Origin of the sequence: Flavobacterium plantiphilum, from assembly GCF_046000495.1 — a bacterium.
Lineage (GTDB): Bacteria > Bacteroidota > Bacteroidia > Flavobacteriales > Flavobacteriaceae > Flavobacterium > Flavobacterium plantiphilum.
Window position 1 is genome coordinate 36,793 of record NZ_JBELQA010000008.1, and the last position, 24,384, is coordinate 61,176.

Below are 24,384 nucleotides of genomic sequence, written 5' to 3' on the forward strand. Positions count from 1 at the left end.
TAAGGTTGTTTTAAGATTGCTATTCTGTTATTATTTATGTTTTTTATATGAGATAAAGTTTTTATAATCCTTTTTAATTTCCTTATTTTTGAAAAATGAAACAGCTTTTAATTGTCTTTTTATTTCTGCCTTTATTGGTTTTTTCTCAATCAGATTTTGAGAAAGCGCAACAGTTTTTTCAGGCAGGGAAGTGGAAGGAATCTCAGGAAATTTTTGAAAAAATAGTAAAAACAGAACCTTCTAATATAAATGTTTTAGAAAAACTGGGCGATATCGCAGGACATCTTAAAAACTGGGATGCAGCATTAATGTATTATGGAAAATTAAAAAAAATTAAACCTTCAGAAGCTGATTTTTATTTTAAATACGGAGGGGTTTTAGGAATGAAAGCATTAGAAGTAAATAAATTTAGAGCTTTTGGGATGATTGATGAGATTAAAAGCTCTTTTGAAAAAGCAATTCAACTCGATCCAAAACATATAGAAGCAAGGTGGGCCTTAATTGAGTTGTATCTCAAGCTTCCTGGTATTGCCGGTGGTAGCGAAAGTAAAGCACTGAAGTACTCTAATGAATTAATGCAGCTTTCTCCGGTAGATGGTTATTTATCCAGAGGACATATTGAGGAATATTTTAACCGGTATAAAAATGCCGAACAACAATATAAAAAAGCGATTAATGTTGGGAATTCTAAAAAGGCTTATTTAAAACTGGCTAATTTATACAAGAATAAGATGAATCAACAGGAAAAAGCTTCAGCAATTTTAGAAACTTTAAAAAACAGCAATTCAATTCCCAAAAAAAATATATGAAAACTCATTTTATAGCTATTGGCGGAAGTGCTATGCACAATCTGGCTTTAGCACTACACAACAAAGGATATCAGGTCACAGGAAGTGATGATGCTATCTTTGAACCGTCAAAATCCCGTTTAGAGAAAAAAGGAATACTGCCAGCTGAATTAGGCTGGTTTCCCGAAAAAATAACTGGAGATATTGAGGCAGTGATTCTAGGAATGCATGCTAAAGCAGATAATCCAGAATTACTGAAAGCACAGGAATTAGGATTGAAAATTTATTCTTATCCGGAGTTTTTATACGAGCAGTCTAAAAATAAAACCCGTGTTGTTATTGGAGGTTCTCATGGGAAAACCACTATTACTTCTATGATTTTACATGTTATGCATTATCATAATATTGAAGTAGATTACATGGTTGGTGCCCAATTGGAAGGTTTTGACACTATGGTGCATCTTACTGAAGAAAATGATTTCATGGTTCTGGAAGGAGATGAATATTTATCTTCACCGATTGACCGACGACCAAAATTTCATTTGTATCAGCCCAATATTGCTCTGATTTCAGGTATAGCCTGGGATCATATCAATGTGTTTCCAACCTATGAAAATTATGTGCAGCAATTTGAAATTTTTATTGAAAAAATTACTAATGGCGGAATTTTGGTTTATAATGAAGATGACGCTGAAGTAAGTCGTGTAGCGGAAGCAGCAACCAATCCGATTAGAAAATTACCGTATTCTACACCAAATTATAAAGTAGAAGACGGAACAACTTTGCTGGAAACTCCAGAAGGCGATATGCCCATCGAGGTTTTTGGAGCGCACAATTTGAATAATCTGGCTGGAGCCAAATGGATTTGTCAAAATATGGGTGTAGATGAAGCCGATTTCTATGAAGCTATCGCCAGTTTTAAAGGAGCCTCTAAGCGTTTAGAAAAAATAGCAGAAAGTAAAGCTAAAGTAGCCTATAAAGATTTTGCACATTCTCCAAGTAAAGTGGCAGCAACTACCAAAGCTGTAAAAGAACAATATCCTGATAGAAAAGTGATAGCGTGTTTGGAATTGCATACTTACAGTAGTCTGAATGCCGAATTTTTAAAAGAATATGAAGGAGCATTGGATCATGCAGATGTTGCCGTAGTTTTCTATTCTCCGGATGCTGTAAAAATCAAACAATTGGAAGAAGTAAGCTATGAGCAGATTGCTCATGCCTTTAATCGCAAAGATTTGGTTATTTATACCAATCCAAAAGAATTTAAAGAATATCTTTTTAATTTAAATCTCGATAATACAGCCTTGTTGTTAATGAGTTCAGGTAATTATGGCGGATTGAATTTTGATGAGGTGAAAGGGTTGATAGCGTAGTTTTTATTGTAAGAAAAATTGTTTTCGGTTTAAAGATTAAACGTTATATTTACAAGGTACAATTTGTTGTAAATGAATCTTTTGCTATGGAAAATAATTCCTTCCCGATTACCAATTGGTCTGAAGATGATAAGCCCAGAGAGAAATTAATGCTCAAAGGCAAAAGTGCTTTAAGTGATGCTGAATTAATTGCTATTCTGATAGGGTCAGGAAGCAGAAACGAGTCAGCAGTTGATTTAAGCAAAAGAATCTTAGGCAGTGTGGATGCTAATTTGAATGCCTTAGGTAAATTGACAATGACACAGTTAATCAATTTTAAAGGGATCGGTGAAGCTAAAGCAATTTCTATAATCGCTGCGATGGAATTAGGACGGCGAAGAAGAGGAGAGGAAGTGATTGAATTAACTAAGATTACATCAAGTAAGACAGTTTTTGACATTATGCAACCCATTATTGGCGAATTACCACATGAGGAATTTTGGATTTTGTATTTAAATAATTCCAATAAAGTAATTTCGAAAGCACAGCTCAGTATTGGTGGTATTACAGGAACGCTGGTCGATGTTCGTCTGGTTTTTAAAATGGCACTTGAAAAAGGCGCAACCGCATTAATATTATGTCATAATCACCCATCAGGAGCTTTATTACCCAGTGATGCCGATAAGCAAATTACCCGGAAATTAAAACTTGCCGGAGACAGCTTAGATGTTAAAGTTTTGGATCATTTGATTGTGACTGAAACAAAATATTATAGTTTTGTAGATGAAGGAATATTTTAAAAGCAAAAATGAGAATTGAGAATATAAAAGATGTTTTTTTTGACTTAGATCATACACTTTGGGATTTTGATAAAAATTCCAAAATTACCTTTGAAAATATCTTTGCCCGAAATCATCCCACTGTTCTTATTGATACCTTTATCACTCATTATATTCCTATCAATCAAGCCTGCTGGAAATTGTATCAGTATGATAAAATTACGCATCAGCAATTGCGGTATGACAGACTAAAGCTGTCTTTTGATGCTATAGGATATGAAATTACAGATGATGCTATTGCACTTATTTCAGAAGAATACATCGAGTTGCTTACTGAAAATAATCATCTTTTTGATGGTACTTTAGAGATATTAAATTATTTGAGTCAAAAATATAAACTGCATGTAATAACCAATGGATTTGCGAATGTTCAGGTTAAAAAAATAAATAATGCCAAACTTAATACTTATTTTGCCACCATTACTAATTCGGAAATGGCAGGGGTAAAGAAACCAAATCCTATTATTTTTGAGTATGCTCTGGATTTGGCAAAAGCCAGAAAGGAAAGCAGTATAATGATTGGTGATTCTATAGACGCAGATGTTTTAGGAGCATTAGATGCCGGAATTGATGCTATTTATTTTAATGAAAGCAGACAGAATGTAACGCATGCGGTTAAACAAATTAATCATTTATTAGAACTTAAAAACTATTTATAATTATGAAAAATATTTTTCTATTCCTTTTGTTATTATTATCCGGTGTTGGATTTTCACAATCTTTAAATGACTATAAAACAGTTGTTGTTCCATTAAAATATGAGTTTTTAAAATCCGAGAATCAATACAGAATGTCTACTTTATCTAAATTTAATTTGAACAAAGTAGGCTTTGATGTCTATTATTCTAATGAAGTGGTTCCCGATAATATAAACAGATGCTCAGTTTTGAACTATGATATTGTTAAGGAAGGCGGTTTTTTAGTAACCAAATTGTATGTTACTTTTAAAGATTGTTATGGTAAAATAGTTTATCAATCCGAAATTGGATTAAGTAGAGAAAAGGACTTTCAGGTAGCTTATAATGATGCACTGAATAAAGCTTTTAATTCAATTTATGAATTAGAATACCAGTATAATGGCGGAACAAATGTTGTGGTGGAAGAAAAACCTGAAAAATTGCAAAAACCTGAAAAATTGCAAAAGCCCGAAAAAGCAGAGAAGGTTGAAACAGCAGCTCCGTCAGTAGCTCTTGATCCGGACGAATTGCTTTTTGCTCAGCCACTTGCAGGAGGGAACTATCAGTTAATTAATAGTAAACCAAGTGTTGTGATTAAACTTTATAAAACTTCGGATGCTAATTCATTTTTGGCTCAAAAGGGAAGTCAGCAAGGTGTTTTAGTTAAGAAAGATAATCAATGGTTTTTTGAGTATTTTAAAAATGATCAATTGATTTCCGAAAAAATAAACGTTAAATTCTAATAAAAAACGGCTTTCAAATTATTTTGAAAGCCGTTTTTTTTAATATCCGTATTTGTCTTTCCATCGGTTTTTAAGAAACTCGCGGGTAGTTTTTTCTCTGGCATTTTCTCCGGGAACATAAATGGGGGTGTTTTCTATTTCTTTGGGTAAATATTCCTGTTCAGCAAAATTATTAGCGAATTCATGGGAGTATTTATATTCCTCCCCATATCCTAATTCTTTCATTAATTTTGTGGGGGCATTTCGCAAATGAATTGGAACCGATAAATCACCGGTTTGTTTTACAATTTGCTGTGCTGTATTAATAGCCACATATGAAGCATTGCTTTTTGGCGACGTCGCCAGATAAATAGCGCATTGGCTTAATAAAATCCGGCTTTCGGGATAACCAATGGTGGTTACGGCCTGAAAGGTATTATTGGCCATAATTAAAGCGGTAGGATTGGCATTCCCAATATCTTCACTTGCCGAAATAAGCAATCGCCGGGCAATAAATTTTACGTCTTCTCCACCTTCAATCATTCTTGCCAGCCAATAAACGGCACCATTCGGATCACTTCCGCGAATGGATTTTATAAAAGCCGAAATAATGTCATAATGCTGCTCACCACTTTTGTCATATAAAACGGTGTTTTGTTGTACTAATTCCAATACACGTTCATTGGTAATGGTAATTTCGTCTCCGGCTGAAGCATTAACAACCAATTCAAAAATATTCAATAGTTTGCGTCCATCTCCACCTGAAAGGCGTAATAAAGCTTCCGTTTCTTTTAATTGAATTTTTTTAGTTTTCAGATAAGTATCCGTTTGCATAGCACGCTCCAAAAGCGATTCTAAATCGGCTTTTGTAAAGGCATTCAAAACATATACCTGGCAACGGGATAATAGTGCGGGAATGACCTCGAAGCTTGGATTTTCGGTGGTAGCTCCAATTAAGGTAATCCAGCCTTTTTCTACTGCAGCTAATAAGGAATCCTGTTGCGATTTGCTAAAACGATGAATCTCATCTATAAATAAGATAGGGTTTTTGGCAGTAAAAAGTCCGCCACTTTGTTTGGCTTTTTCAATTACATCCCGAATATCCTTTACCCCTGAATTGATAGCACTCAATATAAAAAAAGGACGTTGTGATTCCTGCGCAATAATTTGAGCCAAAGTGGTTTTTCCTGTTCCCGGTGGTCCCCAGAAAATTAATGACGGAATAATTCCTTTTGCTATTTGTTGTGTCAAAGATCCATTGGGTCCGACCAAATGCAATTGGCTGATGTATTCGTCTAATTTTTGTGGGCGTATGCGTTCTGCCAGTGGTGCTTCCATTTTTAATCGTAATTCAGCTATTATCTGATTTAAAAACCAAATTTAGAACATTATAACTACCTAATCAATAATTATTCGAAATACCGAATTAACTTTATGACAAAATAGCATAATATTCTGTTTGGTTACAAAATTGATTGAATTGTTTTAAAGAAAACAAAATGGATAAGAATTTTAAATTTACAAACGCAGTTATAGGACTGCCACTTTTTTTTGTGTTGTTCCTGTGGTTTGTGTATTGGCTCGAAATCCGTTTCGATTTTGACTTTGTGGAAAACGGAATCTATCCCCGCACTTTTTCAGGATTACAGGGCGTATTTTTCAGTCCGTTTATTCATTCTGATTTGGAGCATCTGTATAATAATTCTATTCCACTTTTAGTTTTGCTGGCCGCTATACAATTTTTTTATTCTAAACAATCGATGCGGGTAGTAGGTTATGGTATTTTATTTTCTGGGATTTTAACCTGGCTGATTGGAAGAGAAAGTTATCATATTGGTGCTAGCGGCTTTATATATGTATTGTTTGCTTTTATTTTTTTTAAAGGAATATTCACTAAATATTATCGATTAGTAGCTTTGTCTTTATCGGTTATTATGATGTATGGAGGTATGATATGGTATATTTTCCCAAAAGTGGATGATAGGATTTCCTGGGAAGGGCATTTGGCAGGATTGATAACGGGCTTTGCTTTGGCAGTTTTATATCAAACGCCTGAATTTAAAAAAGTACCCAAATACGATTGGGAAATGTCTGACTACGATCCTGCAAAAGATAAATTCATGCAGCGTTTTGATGAAAATGGTAATTTTGTAAATCCTCCTATCGTAGAGCCCGAAGAGGAAATACAAGCATATTATTCTTCTAATTATGATATTAATTACAATCTTGTTGAAAATAAAAAAAACGAATCAGAGCCTGAGTCCTAATTCGTTTTGATATTTTCTGAAATCTGAAATCTAAGTTCTGCTTTTTAAAATTGCCTAGCTTCTTTGTCTTACTGCTTCGTACAAGAAAGCACCGCAGGCAACTGAAACGTTCAAAGAACCAATTGTTCCAAACATAGGAAGTTTTGCTTTCTCATCCACAATTTTTAATACTGAAGGATTTACTCCTCGGTCTTCAGAACCCATAATAATTGCGACAGCTTCGTTTAGATTTACATTATAGATAGTGTCTTCTGTCTTTTCAGTCGCTGCAACAGTTTTGATTCCGCTTCCCTGCAAAAGAAAAATAGCATCTTTAATGTGCTCTACTTTACAAATAGGAATGTTGAAAACTGCGCCGGCTGAAGTTTTCACAGTGTCGCCATTTACAGGAGCAGACCCTGATTTTTGGATGATGATTCCGTTTACTCCTGTACATTCGGCAGTTCTGATAATTGCACCAAAATTACGGGCATCTGAAATTTGATCTAAGATTAGGAATAATGGTTTTTTACCATTTTCAACAACAGTTTCAATCAATGTTTCTAAATCAAAAAACGAAATAGGAGAGATGGTTGCTACTGCACCCTGATGGTTGTTAGGAGTGAGTTTGTTTAATTTTTCAACAGGAACATAAGAAAAATTGATATTCGCTCGTTTCATTACCTTCATCAGGTCTTTCATCAATTCGCCTGAGGCTTCTTTTTGAATGTACACTTTATCTATTGTTGTACCTGCCTGAATTGCTTCAATAATAGCTCTAATCCCGAATATTTGATGTTCTTTTTCCATGGCGCAAATATATAAAAAAAAACCATCCTATTTTAGGATGGTTTTTAGTGTGTTTTAATTTTATTTAAGTCAATTGATGTATAAATAATTAAAAAAATCTACTTTTTTATTTTATATTTTTAGTTATTTATGTTTGGATTAGCATCAATTTCTGATAAGGGTATAGCGTAAATCATTCTTTTATCTAATGCGGGAATTACTAAATCAGCACCGGGCATTACAGGATTTAATCTGCCGTCTTTTCTGTTCAAACCAATGCCATTTCTTGCCATATCAAAAGAAGCTACCCCATCACCCCATAATTCAACTCTTCTATACATCAAAATTTCATCTATAAGCGCTTGTCCAGTTTTACTAGATTTAATGTAGTTATCATCTCTAATAGAGTTTAAATCAAATAATACCTGCTGTGCTTCAGAATTTTTATTTTGTCTAGCTAGAGCTTCAGCTTTTGTTAGATAAAACTCTGTGTTTCTTAAATAAATGTAATCTCCAATAAACTCACCTGGCCCTGGCTCTGATATAAACTTTAAGCTTGTATATTTAGGAGTGTCATCGTAATGAGCCCATGTGCCAGGAATTATAACGGTATTGGCTGGATAAAGTTGATCCGCAAACCATTTTTTTCTTTTGTCTGTAGATGGTATAAAATCATATAAATTAGAATTAATCGTTTTGACATGATCCCAACCACTATAACCGTCATTTATTTGACTGGAATGAGCAAAGAAAGAAGCATATATTTCAGATGTAGCTGGTGTTACATCTGCTCCCCATAAAACTTCGGAAAGAGAAATGTCGTCGAATCCGTGTAGGACATCACTACTGATACTTCCAACTTGCATAGCAATATCTGAATATTTTTCGGCTTCAGCCCAATTTTTGTAAGTTAAATGATATCTTGCTAAAAATGCGGCTACTACATTTGCATCAACTTCCTCTTTAGATGCTCTTTGGTATGATTCCAACCCTTCATATGCTGTGTTTAAATCATCAAGTATCAACTTTTTAACATCGCTAACATTGGATTTAGGCTGGCCCACAAAATCCCCTTTGTCTATAGGAATAGCTAATGTCGAATCATCTGCTGTTGTGTGCTGATATATTCTTAATAAATAAAAATATGCGATGGCTCTATAAGCGTGTGATTTATATTTGAAAACCAAACTTTCTTCTGGTGCGGTAGATGGAACTAAATTAATTATGGCATTTGAATTGTTGATAATTTTATAGAAGAATTTCCAAATAAATGCATTATCATTTGAAGTTAAGATAACATTATCATAATTATTATAGAAGCCAAACCATGTATTGTCACTCATGTCCATATCATTACTTCGTAAATCCATTCCGAGATCAACAGCTTTAATTCCAAATTCATCGTCATCAGATTCACCATCTCTGATATAAGCTAAAATAGCACCATCTAGAGCTTTTAATCCTTGTGTACTGCCGGAATTTATAACTGCTGTAGCGTGTGAATCTGTATATAACTCCTGTTTGTCAAATTCTTGATCTAAATCGGTACAAGATGTTAAATTCGACAAAATTAGGATCAAGAACGTATAATTGATTATTTTCTTGTACGGATATTTTTCAATTTTTTTCATGATAATTTTAATTTAATTTAACATTGATTCCCAATACAATTGTTCTATTAGCTCCATATTCACTTGAAGACGAACCAACCAAACTAAGACGGGGATCGTAGCCTTGTCTAGCACTGTATAATAAAAATCCATTATTTACAATTCCGTAAATCTTAACACTTTCGATATGGTTTCTTTTTAAAGCATCATTTTTTAACAGATAACCTATATTAATATTAGATAGACTTAAATAGCTTTGGTCTACAAGATATAAATCAGAAATTCTATATTGATTAGGGGACAACGGATCTACTCTGGGTAAGCTTGCTGTTGTATTTTCTATAGTCCATGTTTTATGATAATCTGGAAAATTAGTAACGTCTTGAGTGGCACCTAGAAGTGCAAAATACTCGTTATCTAAACCGTAGCCACCAAATTGATATGCAAATTGAAGTCCTAAAGAAAAATTACCTAGCTGTAAGTCTGCCCCAAAACCTCCAGTAATATCTGGAATTGCTTTTTTGTTCAGAAATTCTCTTCCAGATGTAACAGCACTTGCATAATCTTCGGTTATGATTTCTTCACCTGTACTATCATCTTTTGTGAAGTATTGTGCATTACCATTTTCAGGATTAACACCAGCAAACTTTACCATGTAATAGTCATAAATACTTCGTCCAACAGTTCTTCTAAAACTCCCAACTTGTATATTATCCCTTGGGAGTTCTTTAATTACATTGTTAAGCGTGGATAGGTTCGCATTAAAGGTTAAATTAGTTTTTTCTCTTTTTATTGCATTCCATGATATTTCGGTCTCAATGCCGCTATTTACCATTGTGCCAAAGTTTTGAGGACTGGTAGCTTGTCCAGTTGAAAGTGGTATAGGATTGTTAAACAAAAGATCTTTTGAAGTTTTTCTAAAATAGCCTAAATTAATATTCAACCTATCAAATAAACTCATATTATATGCGATGTCAAAACTTGCTGCTTTTTCCCAAGTGATATCTTTATTTCCTAAATGTTTTAAAGTTTGAGTTAATTGGCCATTGCTTTCACCTATCTCATATTGGTTTTCATATACAGTAAAGTTTCTTGTTTGAAATCCGTCTGGATATAAAATTCGGTCATTACCAGTAGTTCCATAGTTAACAGATAATTTGGCATAATTTATAATTTTAGATTCATTCATAAACTTTTCTTTGCTCATTATCCAGGATCCACCTGCTGACCAAAAGGCACCCCATCGTGCATCAGGATGGAATACAGAAGAAGCATCGTATCTCCCAGATAAATTCAGATAATATTTGTTGTCTAATCCGTAAACAAATCTTGAGAAGTAGCCTTCGGTAACATATCTTGTATTATAATTACTCGCATCAATATAAACAGAAGTGTTGTCTAATATGGGGCTAAAATCTCCTATTATATTATATTTAGTTAAGCCCAATGTGCTAAAATTCTCTTCATAAGTTTCATGACCAAGAAGAAAGTCTACTTCATGTATTCCAAAATCTTTTTTCCATGTTAGCAATTGTTGATTAGTAAATGCGGAATAATTATCTTTAGTGTTTGTTAAAAGGCCATTTTGTGCCAATGCAAATGCTCCTGCGCCTGGTTTGGTAAAGTCAATGTTTTGATCAACTTCTACAAGGTAATTCATTACATATTCAAATTTTAAACCAAAAGGCAAATCTATCTTGGTTCTAAATGCAGCATTAAAATTATCTTTAGCATTTGTTTGTTGAGTATTTTCTATGACAGCAAGAGGGTGTTCGCCAGGGGCATAATTTCTAGGGCCTCTTACTATTCCACCGCCAAAATTTTGTGTGAATCCAAAATCATAGGCATATCCACCGGGATTATTGGTGTTAATTATTGGATTCCAGTTGGCATCGTATTGATAAACTGGAAATATAGGCGCAATTCTTCTTGTCCATGCGAAAGCATTAGAGAAATCTGTTGATGGAGTACCATCTGTTAGACTAAAAGTAGCCGGTATTGCCTGGCTATTAGATTTAGCATACGATACATCACCACTCAAAGAAATTATGTTTACAATATTAGCAGCGTTTACTTTTAATCTTGCGGTGCTTCTTTTAAAATTACTTCTTACCGTGTAACCATTATTTTGTTCGTTCCCTAAAGAGAAGTAATAATCTATATCTTGATTACCACCAGAGATATTTAAGTTTGTTGAAGTAAAGTTTGCTGAATCCCTGAATAATGCTTCTTCCCAACTGTCATTTACTAATAAACTTGCAGAACTATTAAGTTTGCCAGTAATTGGATCAATCAAGACATTGTCAGCAACATTATAAACATTGTAGCCTAGTCTGTCAATCAAATTATCACTGGCAAATTGTCTCGCTTGTTGTAAAGTAATTGGAGTTCCATTAGCATTTTGTCTATAATATTCAGAGTTTGTTAATACACTATGGTATGCTTCATAAAAATCTTTAGGATTCTTAATAATATTGTATTCTTTTGAACCTCTCTGTGTTATACCATACCTAGTATCAAAGTTTATTTGAGGCTTATTATTTCTTTTCCCTTTTTTTGTTGTAATTAATAATACGCCATTTGATGCTTTATTACCATACAAAGAAGTAGAAGATGCATCTTTCAAAACAGTGGTTGACTCAATATCCTGCGGATTTATACTACTTAAACTTCCTGAATAAGGTACTCCATCTAAAACAATTAAGGGAGAGCTATCAGCATTTATTGAGCCAAACCCTCTGATTCTGATAATTGGATCTGCTCCTGGGTTACCGTCAGCTTGTGTTATTCTTAAACCTGATACTAAGCCCTCTAAACTTTGGACTGCATTAGAGAAAGTTGCGTTTTCTATCTTATCCGATTTTATAACACTAATTGATCCTGTAATTGCCTCTTTTTTCTGTGAGCCGTAAGCTACAATTACGACTTCGTCTAGATCTCGTGCACTTTCTTGCATTGTAATATCTATTTTTGTTGAAATTGCTTTGTATTCTTCAGTTTTCATACCTATAAAACTAAAGATAAGGACTTGGTCTGATTTTGCTTTGATGCTGAATTTTCCATCAAAATCTGTTTGGGTACCTGATTGTGTCCCTTTTATTAAAACACTGGCGCCTGGCAGTGGAAGTCCTGTATTATCTAATACAGTACCGGTTACTGTTCTTTCTTGTGAATAAGAAAGTTGGGTGATTATCATTAATAATAATAATGACAAAAATACATTAAGTTTTCGTTTCATTGATTGTAGCTTTTGGGTTCCAGAAACAAATCTCTTAATTTTTTGTTAAACAACCTAATTGTTGTGTGTTGTTTTTTTGTTTCAAAGGCTTTTTTGAGAATGTGTTTAAAATATCACTTTTTTTTAAGTTAATGTTATAAAATTATTGTCTTTTTTTTAATTTTTAATAGTGTAAGATGATGTTATTGAAAATTAATGAATTAACATTTGTAGAGTAAAAAATAATTTATACATTTGCAGCCCGTAAAAAGCGGGATTTAAATTTACATAATAATTTTTAGTATTAATTATGCCAACAATTCAACAATTAGTAAGAACAGGAAGAACTCAGATAACTAAGAAGAGTAAATCGGTTGCTTTAGATTCTTGCCCTCAACGAAGAGGAGTTTGTACGCGTGTTTACACTACTACACCAAAAAAACCAAACTCAGCGATGCGTAAAGTAGCGCGTGTACGTTTGACAAATGGTAATGAGGTAAATGCTTACATTCCTGGTGAAGGTCACAATCTACAAGAGCACTCGATAGTATTAGTTAGGGGTGGAAGGGTAAAAGATTTACCAGGAGTTAGATATCACATCGTTCGTGGTGCGCTTGATACATCAGGTGTGGCTGGAAGAACGCAAAGAAGATCTAAGTATGGTGCTAAACGCCCAAAAGAAGCAAAAAAGTAATTTAAAACGTTAAGAGTTAAAGGTTAGGAGTTGAGGGTTGATGATTGCTGTTGTTGATAGCGTCTATAACACATGACATTTAACGGATAACCCATAACTTTTTATTAAAAAAAAGACATGAGAAAAAGAGCGGCAAAAAAGAGACCCCTTTTACCAGATCCAAGATTTAATGATCAATTGGTAACGCGTTTTGTGAACAACTTAATGTGGGATGGTAAGAAATCTACAGCTTTTAAAGTTTTTTATGATGCAATTGATATCATTGAAACTAAAAAGCAAAATGACGAAAAAACTTCGTTAGAAATTTGGAAAGATGCTTTAACTAACGTTATGCCTCACGTAGAAGTACGTAGCCGTAGAGTAGGTGGAGCTACATTTCAAATTCCAATGCAAATTCGTCCAGACAGAAAAATTTCTATGGCAATGAAGTGGTTGATACTTTATTCCAGAAGAAGAAACGAAAAGTCAATGGCGCAAAGGTTGGCTTCAGAATGTTTAGCTGCGGCTAAAGAAGAAGGAGCGGCTGTTAAGAAAAGAATGGATACTCACAAAATGGCAGAAGCTAATAAAGCTTTCTCTCACTTTAGATTTTAATTCGTAAGAAATGGCTAGAGACTTAAAATATACAAGAAATATAGGAATTGCGGCTCACATTGATGCTGGTAAAACAACAACAACGGAGCGTATTCTTTTTTATACAGGTAAATCACATAAGATTGGTGAGGTGCACGATGGTGCTGCAACAATGGACTGGATGGCACAAGAGCAAGAAAGAGGTATTACTATTACTTCTGCTGCTACAACTTGTGAGTGGAATTTTCCAACTGAGCAAGGTAAGTTGTTGCCAGAATCGTTACCATATCACTTTAATATTATTGATACTCCTGGACACGTTGACTTTACTGTAGAGGTAAACCGTTCGTTACGTGTATTGGATGGATTAGTTTTCTTGTTTTCTGCAGTTGATGGTGTTGAGCCTCAATCGGAAACAAACTGGAGACTTGCTGATCAATACAAAGTTCCACGTATGGGGTTTGTTAATAAAATGGACCGTCAAGGATCTAACTTTTTGGCAGTTTGTCAACAAGTTAAAGATATGTTGAAATCAAATGCTGTTGCTATTACTTTGCCAATTGGTGAAGAGAATGATTTCAAAGGAGTTGTTGATTTAGTGAAAAACCAAGCGATTGTTTGGCATGACGCTACTCAGGGGGCAACTTTTGATATTGTTGATATCCCGGCTGATATGGTTGATGATGTGAAGCATTATCGTTCTATTCTTATCGAAGAAATCGCTACTTATGACGAGAATCTTTTAGATAAGTACATGGAAGATGAAAACTCTATTACAGAAGAAGAAATTAACACTGCTTTAAGAGCTGCTGTTATGGATATGGCTATCATTCCTATGATTGCTGGTTCTTCTTTTAAAAACAAAGGGGTTCAGTTCATGTTAGATGCAGTATGTAAATATTTGCCATCTCCATTAGATAAAGAAGGTATTCAGGGGATTCATCCTGATGACGCTGAGTTATTGGAAGAGGATCAAACTAAAATCTTGCGTAAGCCAGATGTAAAAGAGCCTTTTGCTGCTTTGGCGTTTAAAATTGCTACTGACCCATTCGTTGGTCGTTTAGCGTTCTTCCGTGCTTATTCAGGAAGATTAGATGCGGGTTCTTATGTATTGAACACTCGTTCAGGAAATAAAGAAAGAATTTCTCGTATTTATCAAATGCATGCTAACAAACAAAATCCAATCGAATATATTGAGGCTGGAGATATTGGAGCTGCTGTTGGATTTAAAGATATTAAGACTGGAGATACATTGTGTGATGAAAAACACCCAATTATTCTTGAATCTATGAAATTCCCTGCACCGGTAATTGGTATTGCTATTGAGCCTAAAACTAAGGCTGACGTAGATAAAATGGGTATGGCTTTGGCTAAATTAGCTGAAGAGGATCCTACGTTTACAGTTAGAACTGATGAGGCTTCAGGGCAAACCATTATCTCTGGTATGGGTGAGCTTCACTTAGATATCTTGGTGGATCGTATGAAGCGTGAGTTTAAAGTTGAGGTGAATCAAGGAGAGCCTCAGGTAGAGTATAAAGAAGCGTTTACAAAATCTGCTCAACACAGAGAGGTTTATAAAAAACAATCTGGAGGTCGTGGTAAATTCGGTGATATCGTATTTAGAGTTGAACCTGCTGATGAAGTTGATGGTAAAGTTCCTGTGGGATTACAGTTTGTGAATGAAGTAAAAGGTGGTAACGTTCCTAAGGAATATATTCCTGCTGTTGAAAAAGGTTTCAGAGAAGCTATGAAAACTGGTCCTTTAGCTGGTTATCAGGTTGATAGTTTGAAAGTGACTTTGTTAGATGGGTCTTTCCATCCTGTGGATTCAGATGCGCTTTCTTTTGAATTAGCAGCTAGAATGGGTTACAGAGAAGTAGCTAAAGCTGCCGGAGCTGTGATTCTTGAGCCAATTATGAAAATGGAAGTTATTACACCGGAAGAAAATATGGGAGATATCGTAGGAGATATTAACCGTCGTAGAGGTCAGGTAAATGATATGGGTGACAGAAATGGAGCTAAGACTATCAAAGCTGATGTGCCTTTATCAGAAATGTTTGGTTATGTAACAACATTAAGAACATTGTCTTCTGGTAGAGCTACTTCAACAATGGAATTCTCTCACTATTCAGAAACGCCTTCTAATATTTCAGAAGCAGTAATCAAAAAAGCAAAAGGAAACGCTTAATCTTTAAGAAAATGAGTCAAAAAATCAGAATAAAATTAAAATCTTACGATCATATGTTGGTAGATAAGTCTGCTGAAAAGATTGTAAAAACGGTTAAGACTACCGGAGCAGTGGTAACGGGACCAATTCCTTTGCCAACTCATAAAAAATTGTTTACTGTATTGCGTTCTCCGCACGTAAACAAAAAAGCAAGAGAACAATTTGAAGTAATGTCATACAAGAGATTGATTGATATTTATTCATCTTCATCTAAAACTATCGATGCTTTGATGAAATTAGAATTACCTAGTGGAGTTGAAGTAGAAATTAAAGTTTAAGTTTTTTTTCAAGAGTAAATTAGAGCACTTCGTTTAAGTGAAAAGTTTTTTTGGTTTGTGTGTAAATAAGTTATACTTTTGCACCACTTTTAAAAACAGCTTCACTTAAACGAATGTGTTCTGTTTTTATATTTAATAATTAATAATTAATATTTATGTCTGGGTTAATTGGTAGAAAAATCGGCATGACTAGTCTTTTTGATGAGAACGGGAAGAATATTCCTTGTACTGTTATTGAGGCTGGACCATGTGTTGTTACCCAAGTCAGAACCAATGAGGTTGACGGGTATGAAGCGTTGCAACTTGGTTTCGATGACAAAAACGAGAAACATTCCACAAAAGCGGCTTTAGGTCACTTTAAAAAAGCGGGAACTGTAGCTAAGAAAAAAGTCGTTGAATTCAAAGAATTTGCAACTGAACAAAAATTAGGAGATCTTATCGATGTTTCTATTTTTGAAGAAGGAGAATTTGTAGATGTACAAGGTGTGTCTAAAGGTAAAGGTTTTCAGGGTGTTGTAAAACGTCACGGTTTTGGTGGTGTTGGACAAGCAACTCATGGTCAGCACAACCGTTTAAGAGCGCCAGGTTCTGTGGGAGCTTCTTCTTATCCATCTAGAGTATTCAAAGGAATGCGTATGGCTGGAAGAATGGGAGGAGATAATGTAAAAGTACAAAACCTTAGAGTTTTAAAAGTGGTTTCTGAAAAGAATCTGCTTGTTGTAAAAGGATGTGTTCCTGGTCATAACAACTCTTATGTAATCATTCAGAAGTAATGGAAGTAAAAGTATTAGATTTCAACGGAAAAGATACTGGGAGAAAAGTTCAACTTTCTGATTCAGTATTCGCAATTGAACCAAATAATCACGCTGTGTATCTTGATGTAAAGCAATATCTTGCTAATCAAAGACAAGGAACTCATAAGGCTAAAGAAAGAGCTGAGGTTGCAGGAAGTACGCGTAAGATTAAAAAACAAAAAGGAACAGGTACTGCTCGTGCGGGTAGTGCAAAAAATCCTTTGTTTAAAGGTGGGGGAACTGTTTTTGGACCTAGACCAAGAAGTTATTCATTTAAATTGAATAAAAACTTGAAGCGTTTAGCTAGAAAATCAGCATTCTCTATTAAGGCAAAAGAATCAAGTATTATCGTCTTGGAAGACTTTAATTTTGAAGTTCCAAACACTAAAAATTTCATTAACGTTTTGAAAGCTTTAGAGTTAGAAAATAAAAAATCATTATTTGTGTTGGGTGATACTAATAAAAATGTATATTTGTCGTCACGCAATTTAAAAGCGTCTAATGTTGTAAGTAGCTCAGAATTAAGTACTTATGATATTTTAAATGCTAATAATTTAGTGCTTTTGGAGAGTTCTTTGGAGGTAATTGAAGAAAATTTAAGTAAATAATAGGAGTATGAGTATCATAATTAAACCTATAGTAACGGAAAAAGTAACCAAAGAAAGTGAAGTTTTAAACCGTTTTGGATTTGTGGTTAACAAAAAAGCAAACAAAGTTGAGATTAAGAAAGCTGTTGAAGCTGCTTATGGAGTAACTGTTTTGAGTGTTAACACCATTAATGTAAGACCAGACAGAACTACAAAATACACTAAAAGTGGTTTAATCAGTGGAAAGACAAATGCTATTAAAAAAGCAATTGTACAAGTACAAGAAGGAGAAACAATTGATTTTTACAACAATATCTAAGATATAACAATGTCAGTAAGAAAATTAAAACCTATTACCGCAGGTCAGCGATTTAGAGTTGTGAATGGTTATGACGCCATTACAACTGATAAGCCGGAACGCTCTTTGATAGCGCCGATAAAAAACTCTGGAGGTAGAAATAGTCAAGGAAAGATGACCATGCGTTATACGGGTGGTGGTCACAAGCAAAGATATCGTATTATTGATTTCAAAAGAACTAAAGATGGGATTCCAGCTACAGTGAAATCAATTGAGTACGATCCAAACAGAACTGCATTTATCGCTTTGTTAGCTTACGCTGATGGAGAGAAAACTTATGTAATTGCTCAAAATGGTTTGAAAGTAGGTCAGAAATTAGTTTCTGGTGCTGAAGCTCAACCGGAAATTGGTAATACATTACCTTTAAGTAGAGTTCCTCTAGGAACTGTGATTTCTTGTATTGAATTGAGACCTGGTCAGGGAGCTGTAATTGCTCGTTCGGCAGGAACATTTGCTCAATTAATGGCAAGAGATGGAAAGTATGCTACAATTAAAATGCCATCTGGTGAAACAAGATTAATCTTGTTGACTTGTTCGGCTACAATTGGAGCAGTTTCTAATTCTGATCACCAATTAGTTGTGTCTGGAAAAGCAGGTAGAACTAGATGGTTAGGAAGAAGACCAAGAACAAGACCAGTAGCGATGAACCCTGTTGATCACCCTATGGGAGGTGGTGAAGGACGTTCTTCTGGAGGTCATCCACGTTCAAGAAACGGAGTACCGGCTAAAGGTTATAGAACTCGTTCTCCGAAAAACCCGAGTAGTAAGTATATCGTAGAACGTAGAAAGAAATAATTAAGATATGGCACGTTCATTAAAAAAAGGACCTTTCGTTCATTATAAGTTAGAAAAGAAAGTTGAAGAGAACATTGCAGGTGGAAATAAAGGAGTGGTTAAGACTTGGTCTAGAGCTTCTATGATTACTCCTGACTTTGTTGGACAGACTATCGCAGTTCATAACGGTCGTCAGTTTGTACCGGTTTACGTAACAGAGAACATGGTAGGTCACAAATTAGGAGAGTTTTCACCAACTAGATCTTTTAGAGGTCATGCTGGAGCAAAAAATAAAGGTAAAAAATAGAAGCAATGGGAGTTCGTAAAAGAGAAACAGCAGATGCGAGAAAAGAGGCTAATAAGTCTATTGCTTTCGCAAAATTGAATAACTGCCCTACTTCACCTAGAAAAATGCGCTTAGTAGCGGACTTGGTAAGAGGTCAGAAGGTAGAAAGAGCACTTAACATTTTAAGATTCAGTTCTAAAGAAGCATCAAGAAAATTAGAAAAACTATTATTATCTGCAATCAACAACTGGGAGCAAAAAAATAGTGAAGGTAATTTAGAAGAAGCTGGATTATTTGTTAAAGAGATCAGAGTAGATGGTGGAATGATGTTAAAAAGACTTCGTCCAGCTCCTCAAGGTCGCGCACATAGAATTAGAAAACGTTCAAATCACGTAACAATCGTGTTAGGAGCTATTAATAATAACACACAAGCAAATTAATAAGATGGGACAAAAGACAAATCCAATTGGAAATAGACTTGGTATCATCAGAGGATGGGACTCTAACTGGTATGGTGGAAATGATTACGGCGATAAATTAGCTGAAGATCACAAAATCAGAAAGTATGTACATGCTCGTTTATCAAAAGCTAGTGTATCAAAAGTAATCATTGAGAGAACTTTAAAACTTGTAACCGTTACTATCACTACTGCCAGACCTGGTATCATTATCGGAAAAGGTGGTCAAGAGGTAGACAAGTTGAAAGAAGAACTTAAAAAGATTACAGACAAAGAGGTTCAGATTAATATCTTTGAAATCAAAAGACCTGAGTTAGATGCTTATCTTGTGGCGACAAGCATCGCTCGTCAAATCGAAAGCCGTATTTCTTACAGACGTGCAATCAAAATGGCTATTGCTGCTTCTATGCGTATGAACGCTGAAGGTATCAAAGTTTTGATTTCTGGTCGTTTAAATGGTGCTGAGATGGCGCGTTCAGAAGGTTTCAAAGAAGGAAGAATTCCTTTGTCAACTTTCAGAGCTGATATTGATTATGCGCTTGCTGAAGCTCATACTACTTATGGTAGAATGGGAATTAAAGTGTGGATCATGAAAGGTGAAGTTTACGGAAAGAGAGATCTTTCTCCGCTTGCTGGAATGGATAAAAAACAATCTGGTGGAAAAGGTGGAGATGCTCCTCGTGGTAAATCTAACTTTAACAAAGGTGGTAAACCAGACGCTCGTAAAAGAAAGTAATTTTTAAATTAAAGAAAAATGTTACAGCCTAAAAGAACAAAATACCGTAAGGTACAAAAAGGTAGAATGAAAGGGAACTCTCAAAGAGGGCATGAACTTTCAAATGGAATGTTTGGTATTAAATCTGTTCATGAAGATGGTATGTTTCTTACTTCACGTCAAATCGAGGCTGCGCGTATTGCTGCAACTCGTTACATGAAAAGAGAGGGACAATTATGGATTAAAATATTTCCAGACAAACCTATTACTAAGAAACCATTAGAGGTACGTATGGGTAAAGGTAAAGGTGCCGTTGAATATTGGGCAGCTGTTGTTAAACCCGGAAGAATTATGTTTGAAGTTGGTGGAGTTCCATTGTCAGTTGCAAAAGAGGCTTTACGTCTTGCAGCTCAAAAACTACCAGTAAAAACTAAGTTCGTCGTTGCTAGAGATTTCGAAGCATAATCTATATTATTATGAAACAATCAGAAATAAAAGATCTTTCTGCAGCACAGTTGCAAGAAAATCTTAGCCAGGCTAAGAAAACATATGCTGACCTAAAATTGGCTCATGCAATATCTCCAATTGAGAATCCGCTTCAAATCAGAAGTATGAGAAGAACAGTTGCTAGATTAGCTACAGAGCTTACAAAAAGAGAGTTGCAATAATTGTAATCTGCGAAAGATGGAAAAAAGAAATTTAAGAAAAGAAAGAATTGGTGTGGTAACTTCAAACAAAATGGATAAATCTATTGTTGTTGCTCAGGTTACTAAAGTAAAGCACCCATTATACGGTAAATTCGTATTGAAAACAAAGAAATTTGTTGCACATGACGAAACAAACGACTGTAACATTGGAGATACTGTAAGAATTAGCGAAACGCGTCCTTTAAGTAAATCTAAATGTTGGAGATTAGTTGAAATCCTAGAAAGAGCTAAATAATTATGGTACAACAAGAATCAAGACTAAAAGTAGCAGATAACACAGGAGCTAAAGAAGTTTTAACTATCCGTGTTTTAGGAGGTACCAAAAGAAGGTATGCTTCTGTAGGTGATAAGATTGTAGTGTCTATAAAAGATTCAACTCCGAACGGAAACGTGAAAAAAGGAGCTGTTTCAACTGCAGTTGTTGTACGTACCAAAAAAGAAGTGAGAAGAGCTGATGGTTCTTATATCCGTTTCGATGATAATGCATGTGTTCTTTTGAATGCTGCAGGTGAAATGAGAGGAACTCGTGTTTTTGGTCCGGTAGCAAGAGAACTTCGTGAAAAACAATTCATGAAAATTGTATCATTAGCACCAGAAGTGCTTTAATTCGTTTTTAAGATGATAAAGCTAAAAATAAAATCAGGTGACATTGTAAGAGTAATTGCCGGAGATCACAAAGGTGCTGAAGGTAAAGTATTACGTGTTGACCGTGAGAAAAACAAAGCGATTGTTGAAGGTGTAAACATGGTTTCAAAACACACGAAACCAAGTGCGAAAAACCCTCAAGGTGGTATCGTAAAGAAAGAAGCTCCTATTCAAATTTCTAATATCTCTTTGATTGATCCTAAAACTAAGGAAACAACAAGAGTAGGTGTAAGAGTTGAAGGAGATAAGAAAGTAAGATTTTCAAAAAAATCTAATCAAGTACTATAGTAATGGCGTATATACCTAGATTAAAAGAGGAATATAAGAGTAGAGTAATCTCTGCTCTTAAAGAAGAATTCGGATACACAAACGTAATGCAAGTTCCTAAATTGGAAAAAATCGTTTTAAGCCGAGGAGTTGGTGCAGCAGTATCTGATAAAAAATTAATTGACTATGCAGTTGATGAATTGACTAAGATCACTGGACAAAAGGCAGTTTCTACAATCTCTAAGAAAGACGTTGCGTCTTTTAAATTGAGAAAAGGAATGCCAATTGGAGCAAAAGTTACTTTGCGTGGAGAAAGAATGTATGAGTTTTTAGACAGACTTATTACTTCAGCATTACCACGTGTAAGAGATTTTAGTGGTATCAAAGCTACTGGATTCGATGGTAGAGGTAACTATAACCTTGGAGTTTTAGAGCAAATCATTTTCCCTGAAATTGATATTGATAAAGTGAACAAAATTTCAGGAATGGATATCACTTTTGTTACAACTGCTCAAACAGACAAAGAAGCAAAGTCATTATTGGCTGAATTAGGTTTACCTTTTAAAAAGAATTAAGATATGGCTAAAGAATCAATGAAAGCCCGTGAGGTTAAGAGAGAGAAAACGGTAGCTAAATATGCTGAGAAAAGAAAAGCTTTGTTAGAAGCCGGAGATTTCGTAGGTTTGCAAAAATTACCGAAAAATGCTTCACCTGTTCGTTTACACAATCGTTGTAAATTAACAGGAAGACCAAGAGGGTACATGCGTCAATTCGGTATTTCACGTGTAACTTTCCGTGAGATGGCTAATAATGGATTGATACCAGGAGTTAAAAAAGCCAGCTGGTAAAAAAAAAAGAATTTTAATTGGTTAAAGGTTCAATGAGAAAGACTCAGAGAAAACCATAACCGCAAATTAATAAATATGAATACAGATCCTATTGCAGATTATTTGACGCGAGTTAGAAACGCTGTGGCTGCAAACCACAAAGTTGTTGAAATTCCGGCATCTAATCTAAAAAAAGAAATTACCAAGATCTTATTTGATCAGGGTTATATCTTAAGTTACAAATTTGAAGACAACACTGTTCAGGGTTCTATCAAAATTGCTTTAAAGTATGATAAAGATACTAAAGAGCCAGTTATTAAAGATATCCAGAGAATTAGTAAACCAGGTTTACGTAAGTATTCAAGTTCTTCAAATATTCCTAGAATCCTTAACGGATTGGGTATTGCTATTGTTTCTACTTCAAAAGGTTTGATGACAGGAAAGAAAGCTAAGCAATTAAATGTAGGTGGTGAAGTAATTTGCTACGTATACTAATTTAAAAAGACTTATAAGAGATGTCAAGAATAGGAAAGAGTCCAATTGTAATCCCTGCTGGAGTAACTATAGAAGTTAAAGATGGTATCATTACAGTAAAAGGAAAAAACGGTCAACTAACACAGGAGTTTTCGGATGTAACTGTAACAGTTGAAGGTGATCAGGTTCAAGTAGAAAGATCATCTGATCATAAAGATCAAAGAGCAAAACACGGTTTATACAGATCATTAATCAATAACATGATTATTGGTGTGACTGAAGGTTTTACAAAATCTTTAGAGTTGGTAGGAGTAGGTTACAGAGCTTCAAACCAAGGACAAAAATTAGATTTAGCACTTGGATTTTCTCACAATATTATTTTGGAAGTTGCTCCTGAAGTAACTGTTGAAACTATATCTGAAAAAGGTAAAAACCCAATTGTAAAGTTAACATCATTAGATAAACAACTTTTAGGTGCTGTTGCTGCGAAAATCAGAGGTTTCCGTAAGCCAGAGCCATATAAAGGAAAAGGTGTTAAATTTGTAGGTGAAGTATTAAGAAGAAAAGCAGGTAAATCAGCTTAAAAAATAAGATTATGTCATTAACAAAACCTGAAAGAAGACAGAGAATCAGATTCAGAATCAGAAAAACGATAAGCGGTACTGCTGCTAATCCAAGATTGTCTGTATTTAGAAGTAACAAAGAAATTTATGCTCAACTTATTGATGACGTAAATGGTGTTACATTATTATCTGCTTCTTCAAGAGAAAAAGAAATAGGAAAAGGTACTAACGTTGAAGTTGCAGCTGCAGTTGGAAAACTTGTTGCAGAAAAAGCGTTAAAAGCTGGGGTTGAAACAGTAAAATTCGATAGAGGAGGATACTTATACCACGGTCGTATTAAATCATTAGCAGAAGGCGCAAGAGCGGCTGGACTTAAATTCTAATATATTATGTCTAAATACAAAAATGTAGAATTGGTAAAACCAAGTGGTCTTGAACTTAAAGATCGTCTGGTAAGTGTTAATCGTGTTACTAAGGTTACAAAAGGAGGTAGAGCTTTTGGTTTTTCTGCGATTGTAGTTGTAGGTGATGAAAATGGAGTAGTTGGTCACGGATTAGGAAAATCTAAAGACGTTTCTGAAGCAATTGCGAAAGCAGTAGAAGATGCTAAGAAAAATTTAGTAAAAATTCCTTTGAATGGTCAGTCAGTTCCTCACGAACAAAAAGGTAAATTTGGTGGTGCACGTGTATTCTTAATTCCTGCCTCTCATGGTACAGGAGTTATTGCTGGTGGAGCTGTTCGTTCAGTTCTTGAATCAGTAGGTATTCACGATGTATTGTCTAAATCTCAAGGATCATCAAATCCTCACAACGTAGTGAAAGCAACTTTTGATGCATTATTACAAATGAGAAGTGCTCATACTGTTGCAAAACAAAGAGGAGTATCTTTAGAGAAAGTTTTTAAAGGTTAATTCAAG

The 24,384-nt window shown here is 34.7% G+C and carries 32 protein-coding genes; 28 read left to right on the top strand and 4 right to left on the bottom strand.

What is annotated here, in order from left to right:
- Positions 1-95: 95 nt before the first annotated feature.
- From ABS764_RS13520 to ABS764_RS13540, 5 genes are all read left to right on the top strand, one after another.
- On the top strand, positions 96-809 hold the full coding sequence (locus ABS764_RS13520) for a tetratricopeptide repeat protein (protein WP_408082338.1): 714 nt from the start codon (positions 96-98) through the stop codon (positions 807-809).
- Complete coding sequence (locus ABS764_RS13525) at positions 806-2,161, top strand: UDP-N-acetylmuramate--L-alanine ligase (RefSeq protein WP_408082339.1); 1,356 nt, start codon at positions 806-808, stop codon at positions 2,159-2,161. The genes ABS764_RS13520 and ABS764_RS13525 overlap by 4 nt, the downstream gene beginning before the upstream one ends.
- An 86-nt stretch (positions 2,162-2,247) precedes the next feature.
- Complete coding sequence (gene radC / locus ABS764_RS13530; RefSeq protein ID WP_408082340.1) at positions 2,248-2,940, top strand: RadC family protein; 693 nt, start codon at positions 2,248-2,250, stop codon at positions 2,938-2,940.
- 8 nt (positions 2,941-2,948) lie between these two features.
- Positions 2,949-3,638: a YjjG family noncanonical pyrimidine nucleotidase gene (locus ABS764_RS13535; RefSeq protein WP_408082341.1), complete on the top strand. Its 690-nt coding sequence runs from the start codon at positions 2,949-2,951 to the stop codon at positions 3,636-3,638.
- 2 nt (positions 3,639-3,640) lie between these two features.
- A complete protein-coding gene (locus ABS764_RS13540) occupies positions 3,641-4,399 on the top strand; it encodes a hypothetical protein (RefSeq protein WP_408082342.1) in 759 nt (252 codons plus the stop codon).
- 39 nt (positions 4,400-4,438) lie between these two features.
- On the opposite strand, the gene ABS764_RS13545 is transcribed toward ABS764_RS13540, so the two are convergent.
- Positions 4,439-5,716, bottom strand: coding sequence for a replication-associated recombination protein A (locus ABS764_RS13545; protein ID WP_408082343.1), 1,278 nt, complete (start codon positions 5,714-5,716; stop codon positions 4,439-4,441).
- A gap of 161 nt (positions 5,717-5,877) precedes the next feature.
- Between ABS764_RS13545 and ABS764_RS13550 the strand changes: the two genes are divergently transcribed.
- Positions 5,878-6,645 carry a rhomboid family intramembrane serine protease gene (locus tag ABS764_RS13550; protein WP_408082344.1) on the top strand — a complete coding sequence of 256 codons (768 nt, stop codon included), beginning with the start codon at positions 5,878-5,880 and terminating at the stop codon, positions 6,643-6,645.
- Positions 6,646-6,699: 54 nt separating this feature from the next.
- Here ABS764_RS13550 and rlmB read toward each other — a convergent pair whose 3' ends face one another.
- The 3 genes from rlmB to ABS764_RS13565 form a co-directional block, all read right to left on the bottom strand.
- Positions 6,700-7,434 (bottom strand): 23S rRNA (guanosine(2251)-2'-O)-methyltransferase RlmB, encoded by a 735-nt coding sequence (gene rlmB / locus ABS764_RS13555; RefSeq protein WP_408082345.1) that lies wholly within the window; start codon positions 7,432-7,434, stop codon positions 6,700-6,702.
- Between the two features lie 119 nt (positions 7,435-7,553).
- Positions 7,554-9,044, bottom strand: coding sequence for a RagB/SusD family nutrient uptake outer membrane protein (locus ABS764_RS13560; protein WP_408082346.1), 1,491 nt, complete (start codon positions 9,042-9,044; stop codon positions 7,554-7,556).
- A 7-nt stretch (positions 9,045-9,051) separates the two neighbouring features.
- The gene (locus tag ABS764_RS13565; protein WP_408082347.1) at positions 9,052-12,261 is read right to left on the bottom strand and encodes a SusC/RagA family TonB-linked outer membrane protein; all 3,210 of its coding nucleotides are present in this window, start codon (positions 12,259-12,261) and stop codon (positions 9,052-9,054) included.
- Between the two features lie 289 nt (positions 12,262-12,550).
- On the opposite strand from ABS764_RS13565, the gene rpsL reads away from it, so the two are divergent.
- The 22 genes from rpsL (at position 12,551) to rpsE (ending at position 24,378) form a co-directional block, all read left to right on the top strand.
- Positions 12,551-12,934, top strand: coding sequence for a 30S ribosomal protein S12 (gene rpsL, locus ABS764_RS13570; protein ID WP_007136570.1), 384 nt, complete (start codon positions 12,551-12,553; stop codon positions 12,932-12,934).
- A 117-nt stretch (positions 12,935-13,051) separates the two neighbouring features.
- Positions 13,052-13,528 (top strand): 30S ribosomal protein S7, encoded by a 477-nt coding sequence (rpsG, locus tag ABS764_RS13575; protein WP_026727879.1) that lies wholly within the window; start codon positions 13,052-13,054, stop codon positions 13,526-13,528.
- A gap of 10 nt (positions 13,529-13,538) precedes the next feature.
- Positions 13,539-15,695: an elongation factor G gene (fusA, locus tag ABS764_RS13580; RefSeq protein WP_408082348.1), complete on the top strand. Its 2,157-nt coding sequence runs from the start codon at positions 13,539-13,541 to the stop codon at positions 15,693-15,695.
- Positions 15,696-15,706: 11 nt separating this feature from the next.
- Positions 15,707-16,012 (top strand): 30S ribosomal protein S10, encoded by a 306-nt coding sequence (gene rpsJ, locus ABS764_RS13585; protein WP_007803605.1) that lies wholly within the window; start codon positions 15,707-15,709, stop codon positions 16,010-16,012.
- A 155-nt stretch (positions 16,013-16,167) separates the two neighbouring features.
- The gene (rplC, locus tag ABS764_RS13590; protein ID WP_408082349.1) at positions 16,168-16,785 is read left to right on the top strand and encodes a 50S ribosomal protein L3; all 618 of its coding nucleotides are present in this window, start codon (positions 16,168-16,170) and stop codon (positions 16,783-16,785) included.
- Positions 16,785-17,414: a 50S ribosomal protein L4 gene (gene rplD / locus ABS764_RS13595; RefSeq protein WP_408082350.1), complete on the top strand. Its 630-nt coding sequence runs from the start codon at positions 16,785-16,787 to the stop codon at positions 17,412-17,414. Before rplC ends, rplD begins: the two co-directional genes overlap by 1 nt.
- 7 nt (positions 17,415-17,421) lie before the next feature.
- Complete coding sequence (rplW, locus tag ABS764_RS13600; RefSeq protein ID WP_035659234.1) at positions 17,422-17,712, top strand: 50S ribosomal protein L23; 291 nt, start codon at positions 17,422-17,424, stop codon at positions 17,710-17,712.
- Positions 17,713-17,721: 9 nt separating this feature from the next.
- Positions 17,722-18,546: a 50S ribosomal protein L2 gene (gene rplB / locus ABS764_RS13605; protein WP_408082351.1), complete on the top strand. Its 825-nt coding sequence runs from the start codon at positions 17,722-17,724 to the stop codon at positions 18,544-18,546.
- 7 nt (positions 18,547-18,553) lie between these two features.
- On the top strand, positions 18,554-18,832 hold the full coding sequence (gene rpsS, locus ABS764_RS13610) for a 30S ribosomal protein S19 (protein WP_024981511.1): 279 nt from the start codon (positions 18,554-18,556) through the stop codon (positions 18,830-18,832).
- Positions 18,833-18,837: 5 nt separating this feature from the next.
- Positions 18,838-19,251, top strand: coding sequence for a 50S ribosomal protein L22 (gene rplV / locus ABS764_RS13615; RefSeq protein WP_408082352.1), 414 nt, complete (start codon positions 18,838-18,840; stop codon positions 19,249-19,251).
- A gap of 4 nt (positions 19,252-19,255) precedes the next feature.
- A complete protein-coding gene (gene rpsC, locus ABS764_RS13620; protein WP_073245931.1) occupies positions 19,256-20,005 on the top strand; it encodes a 30S ribosomal protein S3 in 750 nt (249 codons plus the stop codon).
- Positions 20,006-20,023: 18 nt separating this feature from the next.
- Entirely contained in the window at positions 20,024-20,449 is a 426-nt protein-coding gene (gene rplP, locus ABS764_RS13625) for a 50S ribosomal protein L16 (RefSeq protein WP_008464295.1), read from the top strand.
- 11 nt (positions 20,450-20,460) lie between these two features.
- Positions 20,461-20,652, top strand: a complete 192-nt coding sequence (gene rpmC / locus ABS764_RS13630) for a 50S ribosomal protein L29 (protein WP_073245933.1) — start codon at positions 20,461-20,463, stop codon at positions 20,650-20,652.
- 16 nt (positions 20,653-20,668) lie between these two features.
- Positions 20,669-20,926 carry a 30S ribosomal protein S17 gene (gene rpsQ, locus ABS764_RS13635; RefSeq protein WP_024981515.1) on the top strand — a complete coding sequence of 86 codons (258 nt, stop codon included), beginning with the start codon at positions 20,669-20,671 and terminating at the stop codon, positions 20,924-20,926.
- A gap of 2 nt (positions 20,927-20,928) precedes the next feature.
- Positions 20,929-21,297 carry a 50S ribosomal protein L14 gene (rplN, locus tag ABS764_RS13640; protein ID WP_026714640.1) on the top strand — a complete coding sequence of 123 codons (369 nt, stop codon included), beginning with the start codon at positions 20,929-20,931 and terminating at the stop codon, positions 21,295-21,297.
- A 12-nt stretch (positions 21,298-21,309) separates the two neighbouring features.
- Positions 21,310-21,624: a 50S ribosomal protein L24 gene (gene rplX, locus ABS764_RS13645; protein WP_073245935.1), complete on the top strand. Its 315-nt coding sequence runs from the start codon at positions 21,310-21,312 to the stop codon at positions 21,622-21,624.
- 2 nt (positions 21,625-21,626) lie between these two features.
- The gene (gene rplE / locus ABS764_RS13650) at positions 21,627-22,178 is read left to right on the top strand and encodes a 50S ribosomal protein L5 (RefSeq protein WP_073245937.1); all 552 of its coding nucleotides are present in this window, start codon (positions 21,627-21,629) and stop codon (positions 22,176-22,178) included.
- A 3-nt stretch (positions 22,179-22,181) separates the two neighbouring features.
- On the top strand, positions 22,182-22,451 hold the full coding sequence (gene rpsN / locus ABS764_RS13655) for a 30S ribosomal protein S14 (RefSeq protein WP_026707007.1): 270 nt from the start codon (positions 22,182-22,184) through the stop codon (positions 22,449-22,451).
- A 75-nt stretch (positions 22,452-22,526) separates the two neighbouring features.
- Positions 22,527-22,925 carry a 30S ribosomal protein S8 gene (gene rpsH / locus ABS764_RS13660; protein ID WP_408082353.1) on the top strand — a complete coding sequence of 133 codons (399 nt, stop codon included), beginning with the start codon at positions 22,527-22,529 and terminating at the stop codon, positions 22,923-22,925.
- A gap of 20 nt (positions 22,926-22,945) precedes the next feature.
- Complete coding sequence (gene rplF / locus ABS764_RS13665) at positions 22,946-23,488, top strand: 50S ribosomal protein L6 (protein ID WP_408082354.1); 543 nt, start codon at positions 22,946-22,948, stop codon at positions 23,486-23,488.
- Positions 23,489-23,499: 11 nt separating this feature from the next.
- A complete protein-coding gene (gene rplR, locus ABS764_RS13670) occupies positions 23,500-23,850 on the top strand; it encodes a 50S ribosomal protein L18 (RefSeq protein ID WP_035659219.1) in 351 nt (116 codons plus the stop codon).
- A 3-nt stretch (positions 23,851-23,853) separates the two neighbouring features.
- A complete protein-coding gene (gene rpsE / locus ABS764_RS13675) occupies positions 23,854-24,378 on the top strand; it encodes a 30S ribosomal protein S5 (protein WP_085950926.1) in 525 nt (174 codons plus the stop codon).
- The last annotated feature ends 6 nt before the right edge of the window (positions 24,379-24,384 follow it).

Coding starts and splice junctions, on each gene's coding strand:
- rplC (WP_408082349.1), top strand. CDS start 16,168: ATGTCTGGGTTAATTGGTAGAAAAATCGGCATGACTAGTCTTTTTGAT.
- rpsL (WP_007136570.1), top strand. CDS start 12,551: ATGCCAACAATTCAACAATTAGTAAGAACAGGAAGAACTCAGATAACT.
- rplD (WP_408082350.1), top strand. CDS start 16,785: ATGGAAGTAAAAGTATTAGATTTCAACGGAAAAGATACTGGGAGAAAA.
- ABS764_RS13520 (WP_408082338.1), top strand. CDS start 96: ATGAAACAGCTTTTAATTGTCTTTTTATTTCTGCCTTTATTGGTTTTT.
- rpsC (WP_073245931.1), top strand. CDS start 19,256: ATGGGACAAAAGACAAATCCAATTGGAAATAGACTTGGTATCATCAGA.
- rpsQ (WP_024981515.1), top strand. CDS start 20,669: ATGGAAAAAAGAAATTTAAGAAAAGAAAGAATTGGTGTGGTAACTTCA.
- rpsN (WP_026707007.1), top strand. CDS start 22,182: ATGGCTAAAGAATCAATGAAAGCCCGTGAGGTTAAGAGAGAGAAAACG.
- rplE (WP_073245937.1), top strand. CDS start 21,627: ATGGCGTATATACCTAGATTAAAAGAGGAATATAAGAGTAGAGTAATC.
- rpsJ (WP_007803605.1), top strand. CDS start 15,707: ATGAGTCAAAAAATCAGAATAAAATTAAAATCTTACGATCATATGTTG.
- rlmB (WP_408082345.1), bottom strand. CDS start 7,434: ATGGAAAAAGAACATCAAATATTCGGGATTAGAGCTATTATTGAAGCA.
- radC (WP_408082340.1), top strand. CDS start 2,248: ATGGAAAATAATTCCTTCCCGATTACCAATTGGTCTGAAGATGATAAG.
- rplP (WP_008464295.1), top strand. CDS start 20,024: ATGTTACAGCCTAAAAGAACAAAATACCGTAAGGTACAAAAAGGTAGA.
- rpsG (WP_026727879.1), top strand. CDS start 13,052: ATGAGAAAAAGAGCGGCAAAAAAGAGACCCCTTTTACCAGATCCAAGA.
- rpsH (WP_408082353.1), top strand. CDS start 22,527: ATGAATACAGATCCTATTGCAGATTATTTGACGCGAGTTAGAAACGCT.
- rplB (WP_408082351.1), top strand. CDS start 17,722: ATGTCAGTAAGAAAATTAAAACCTATTACCGCAGGTCAGCGATTTAGA.
- rplF (WP_408082354.1), top strand. CDS start 22,946: ATGTCAAGAATAGGAAAGAGTCCAATTGTAATCCCTGCTGGAGTAACT.
- ABS764_RS13560 (WP_408082346.1), bottom strand. CDS start 9,044: ATGAAAAAAATTGAAAAATATCCGTACAAGAAAATAATCAATTATACG.
- ABS764_RS13545 (WP_408082343.1), bottom strand. CDS start 5,716: ATGGAAGCACCACTGGCAGAACGCATACGCCCACAAAAATTAGACGAA.
- rplN (WP_026714640.1), top strand. CDS start 20,929: ATGGTACAACAAGAATCAAGACTAAAAGTAGCAGATAACACAGGAGCT.
- rplR (WP_035659219.1), top strand. CDS start 23,500: ATGTCATTAACAAAACCTGAAAGAAGACAGAGAATCAGATTCAGAATC.
- ABS764_RS13525 (WP_408082339.1), top strand. CDS start 806: ATGAAAACTCATTTTATAGCTATTGGCGGAAGTGCTATGCACAATCTG.
- rplV (WP_408082352.1), top strand. CDS start 18,838: ATGGGAGTTCGTAAAAGAGAAACAGCAGATGCGAGAAAAGAGGCTAAT.
- rplW (WP_035659234.1), top strand. CDS start 17,422: ATGAGTATCATAATTAAACCTATAGTAACGGAAAAAGTAACCAAAGAA.
- ABS764_RS13535 (WP_408082341.1), top strand. CDS start 2,949: ATGAGAATTGAGAATATAAAAGATGTTTTTTTTGACTTAGATCATACA.
- ABS764_RS13565 (WP_408082347.1), bottom strand. CDS start 12,261: ATGAAACGAAAACTTAATGTATTTTTGTCATTATTATTATTAATGATA.
- rplX (WP_073245935.1), top strand. CDS start 21,310: ATGATAAAGCTAAAAATAAAATCAGGTGACATTGTAAGAGTAATTGCC.
- ABS764_RS13550 (WP_408082344.1), top strand. CDS start 5,878: ATGGATAAGAATTTTAAATTTACAAACGCAGTTATAGGACTGCCACTT.
- fusA (WP_408082348.1), top strand. CDS start 13,539: ATGGCTAGAGACTTAAAATATACAAGAAATATAGGAATTGCGGCTCAC.
- rpmC (WP_073245933.1), top strand. CDS start 20,461: ATGAAACAATCAGAAATAAAAGATCTTTCTGCAGCACAGTTGCAAGAA.
- rpsS (WP_024981511.1), top strand. CDS start 18,554: ATGGCACGTTCATTAAAAAAAGGACCTTTCGTTCATTATAAGTTAGAA.
- ABS764_RS13540 (WP_408082342.1), top strand. CDS start 3,641: ATGAAAAATATTTTTCTATTCCTTTTGTTATTATTATCCGGTGTTGGA.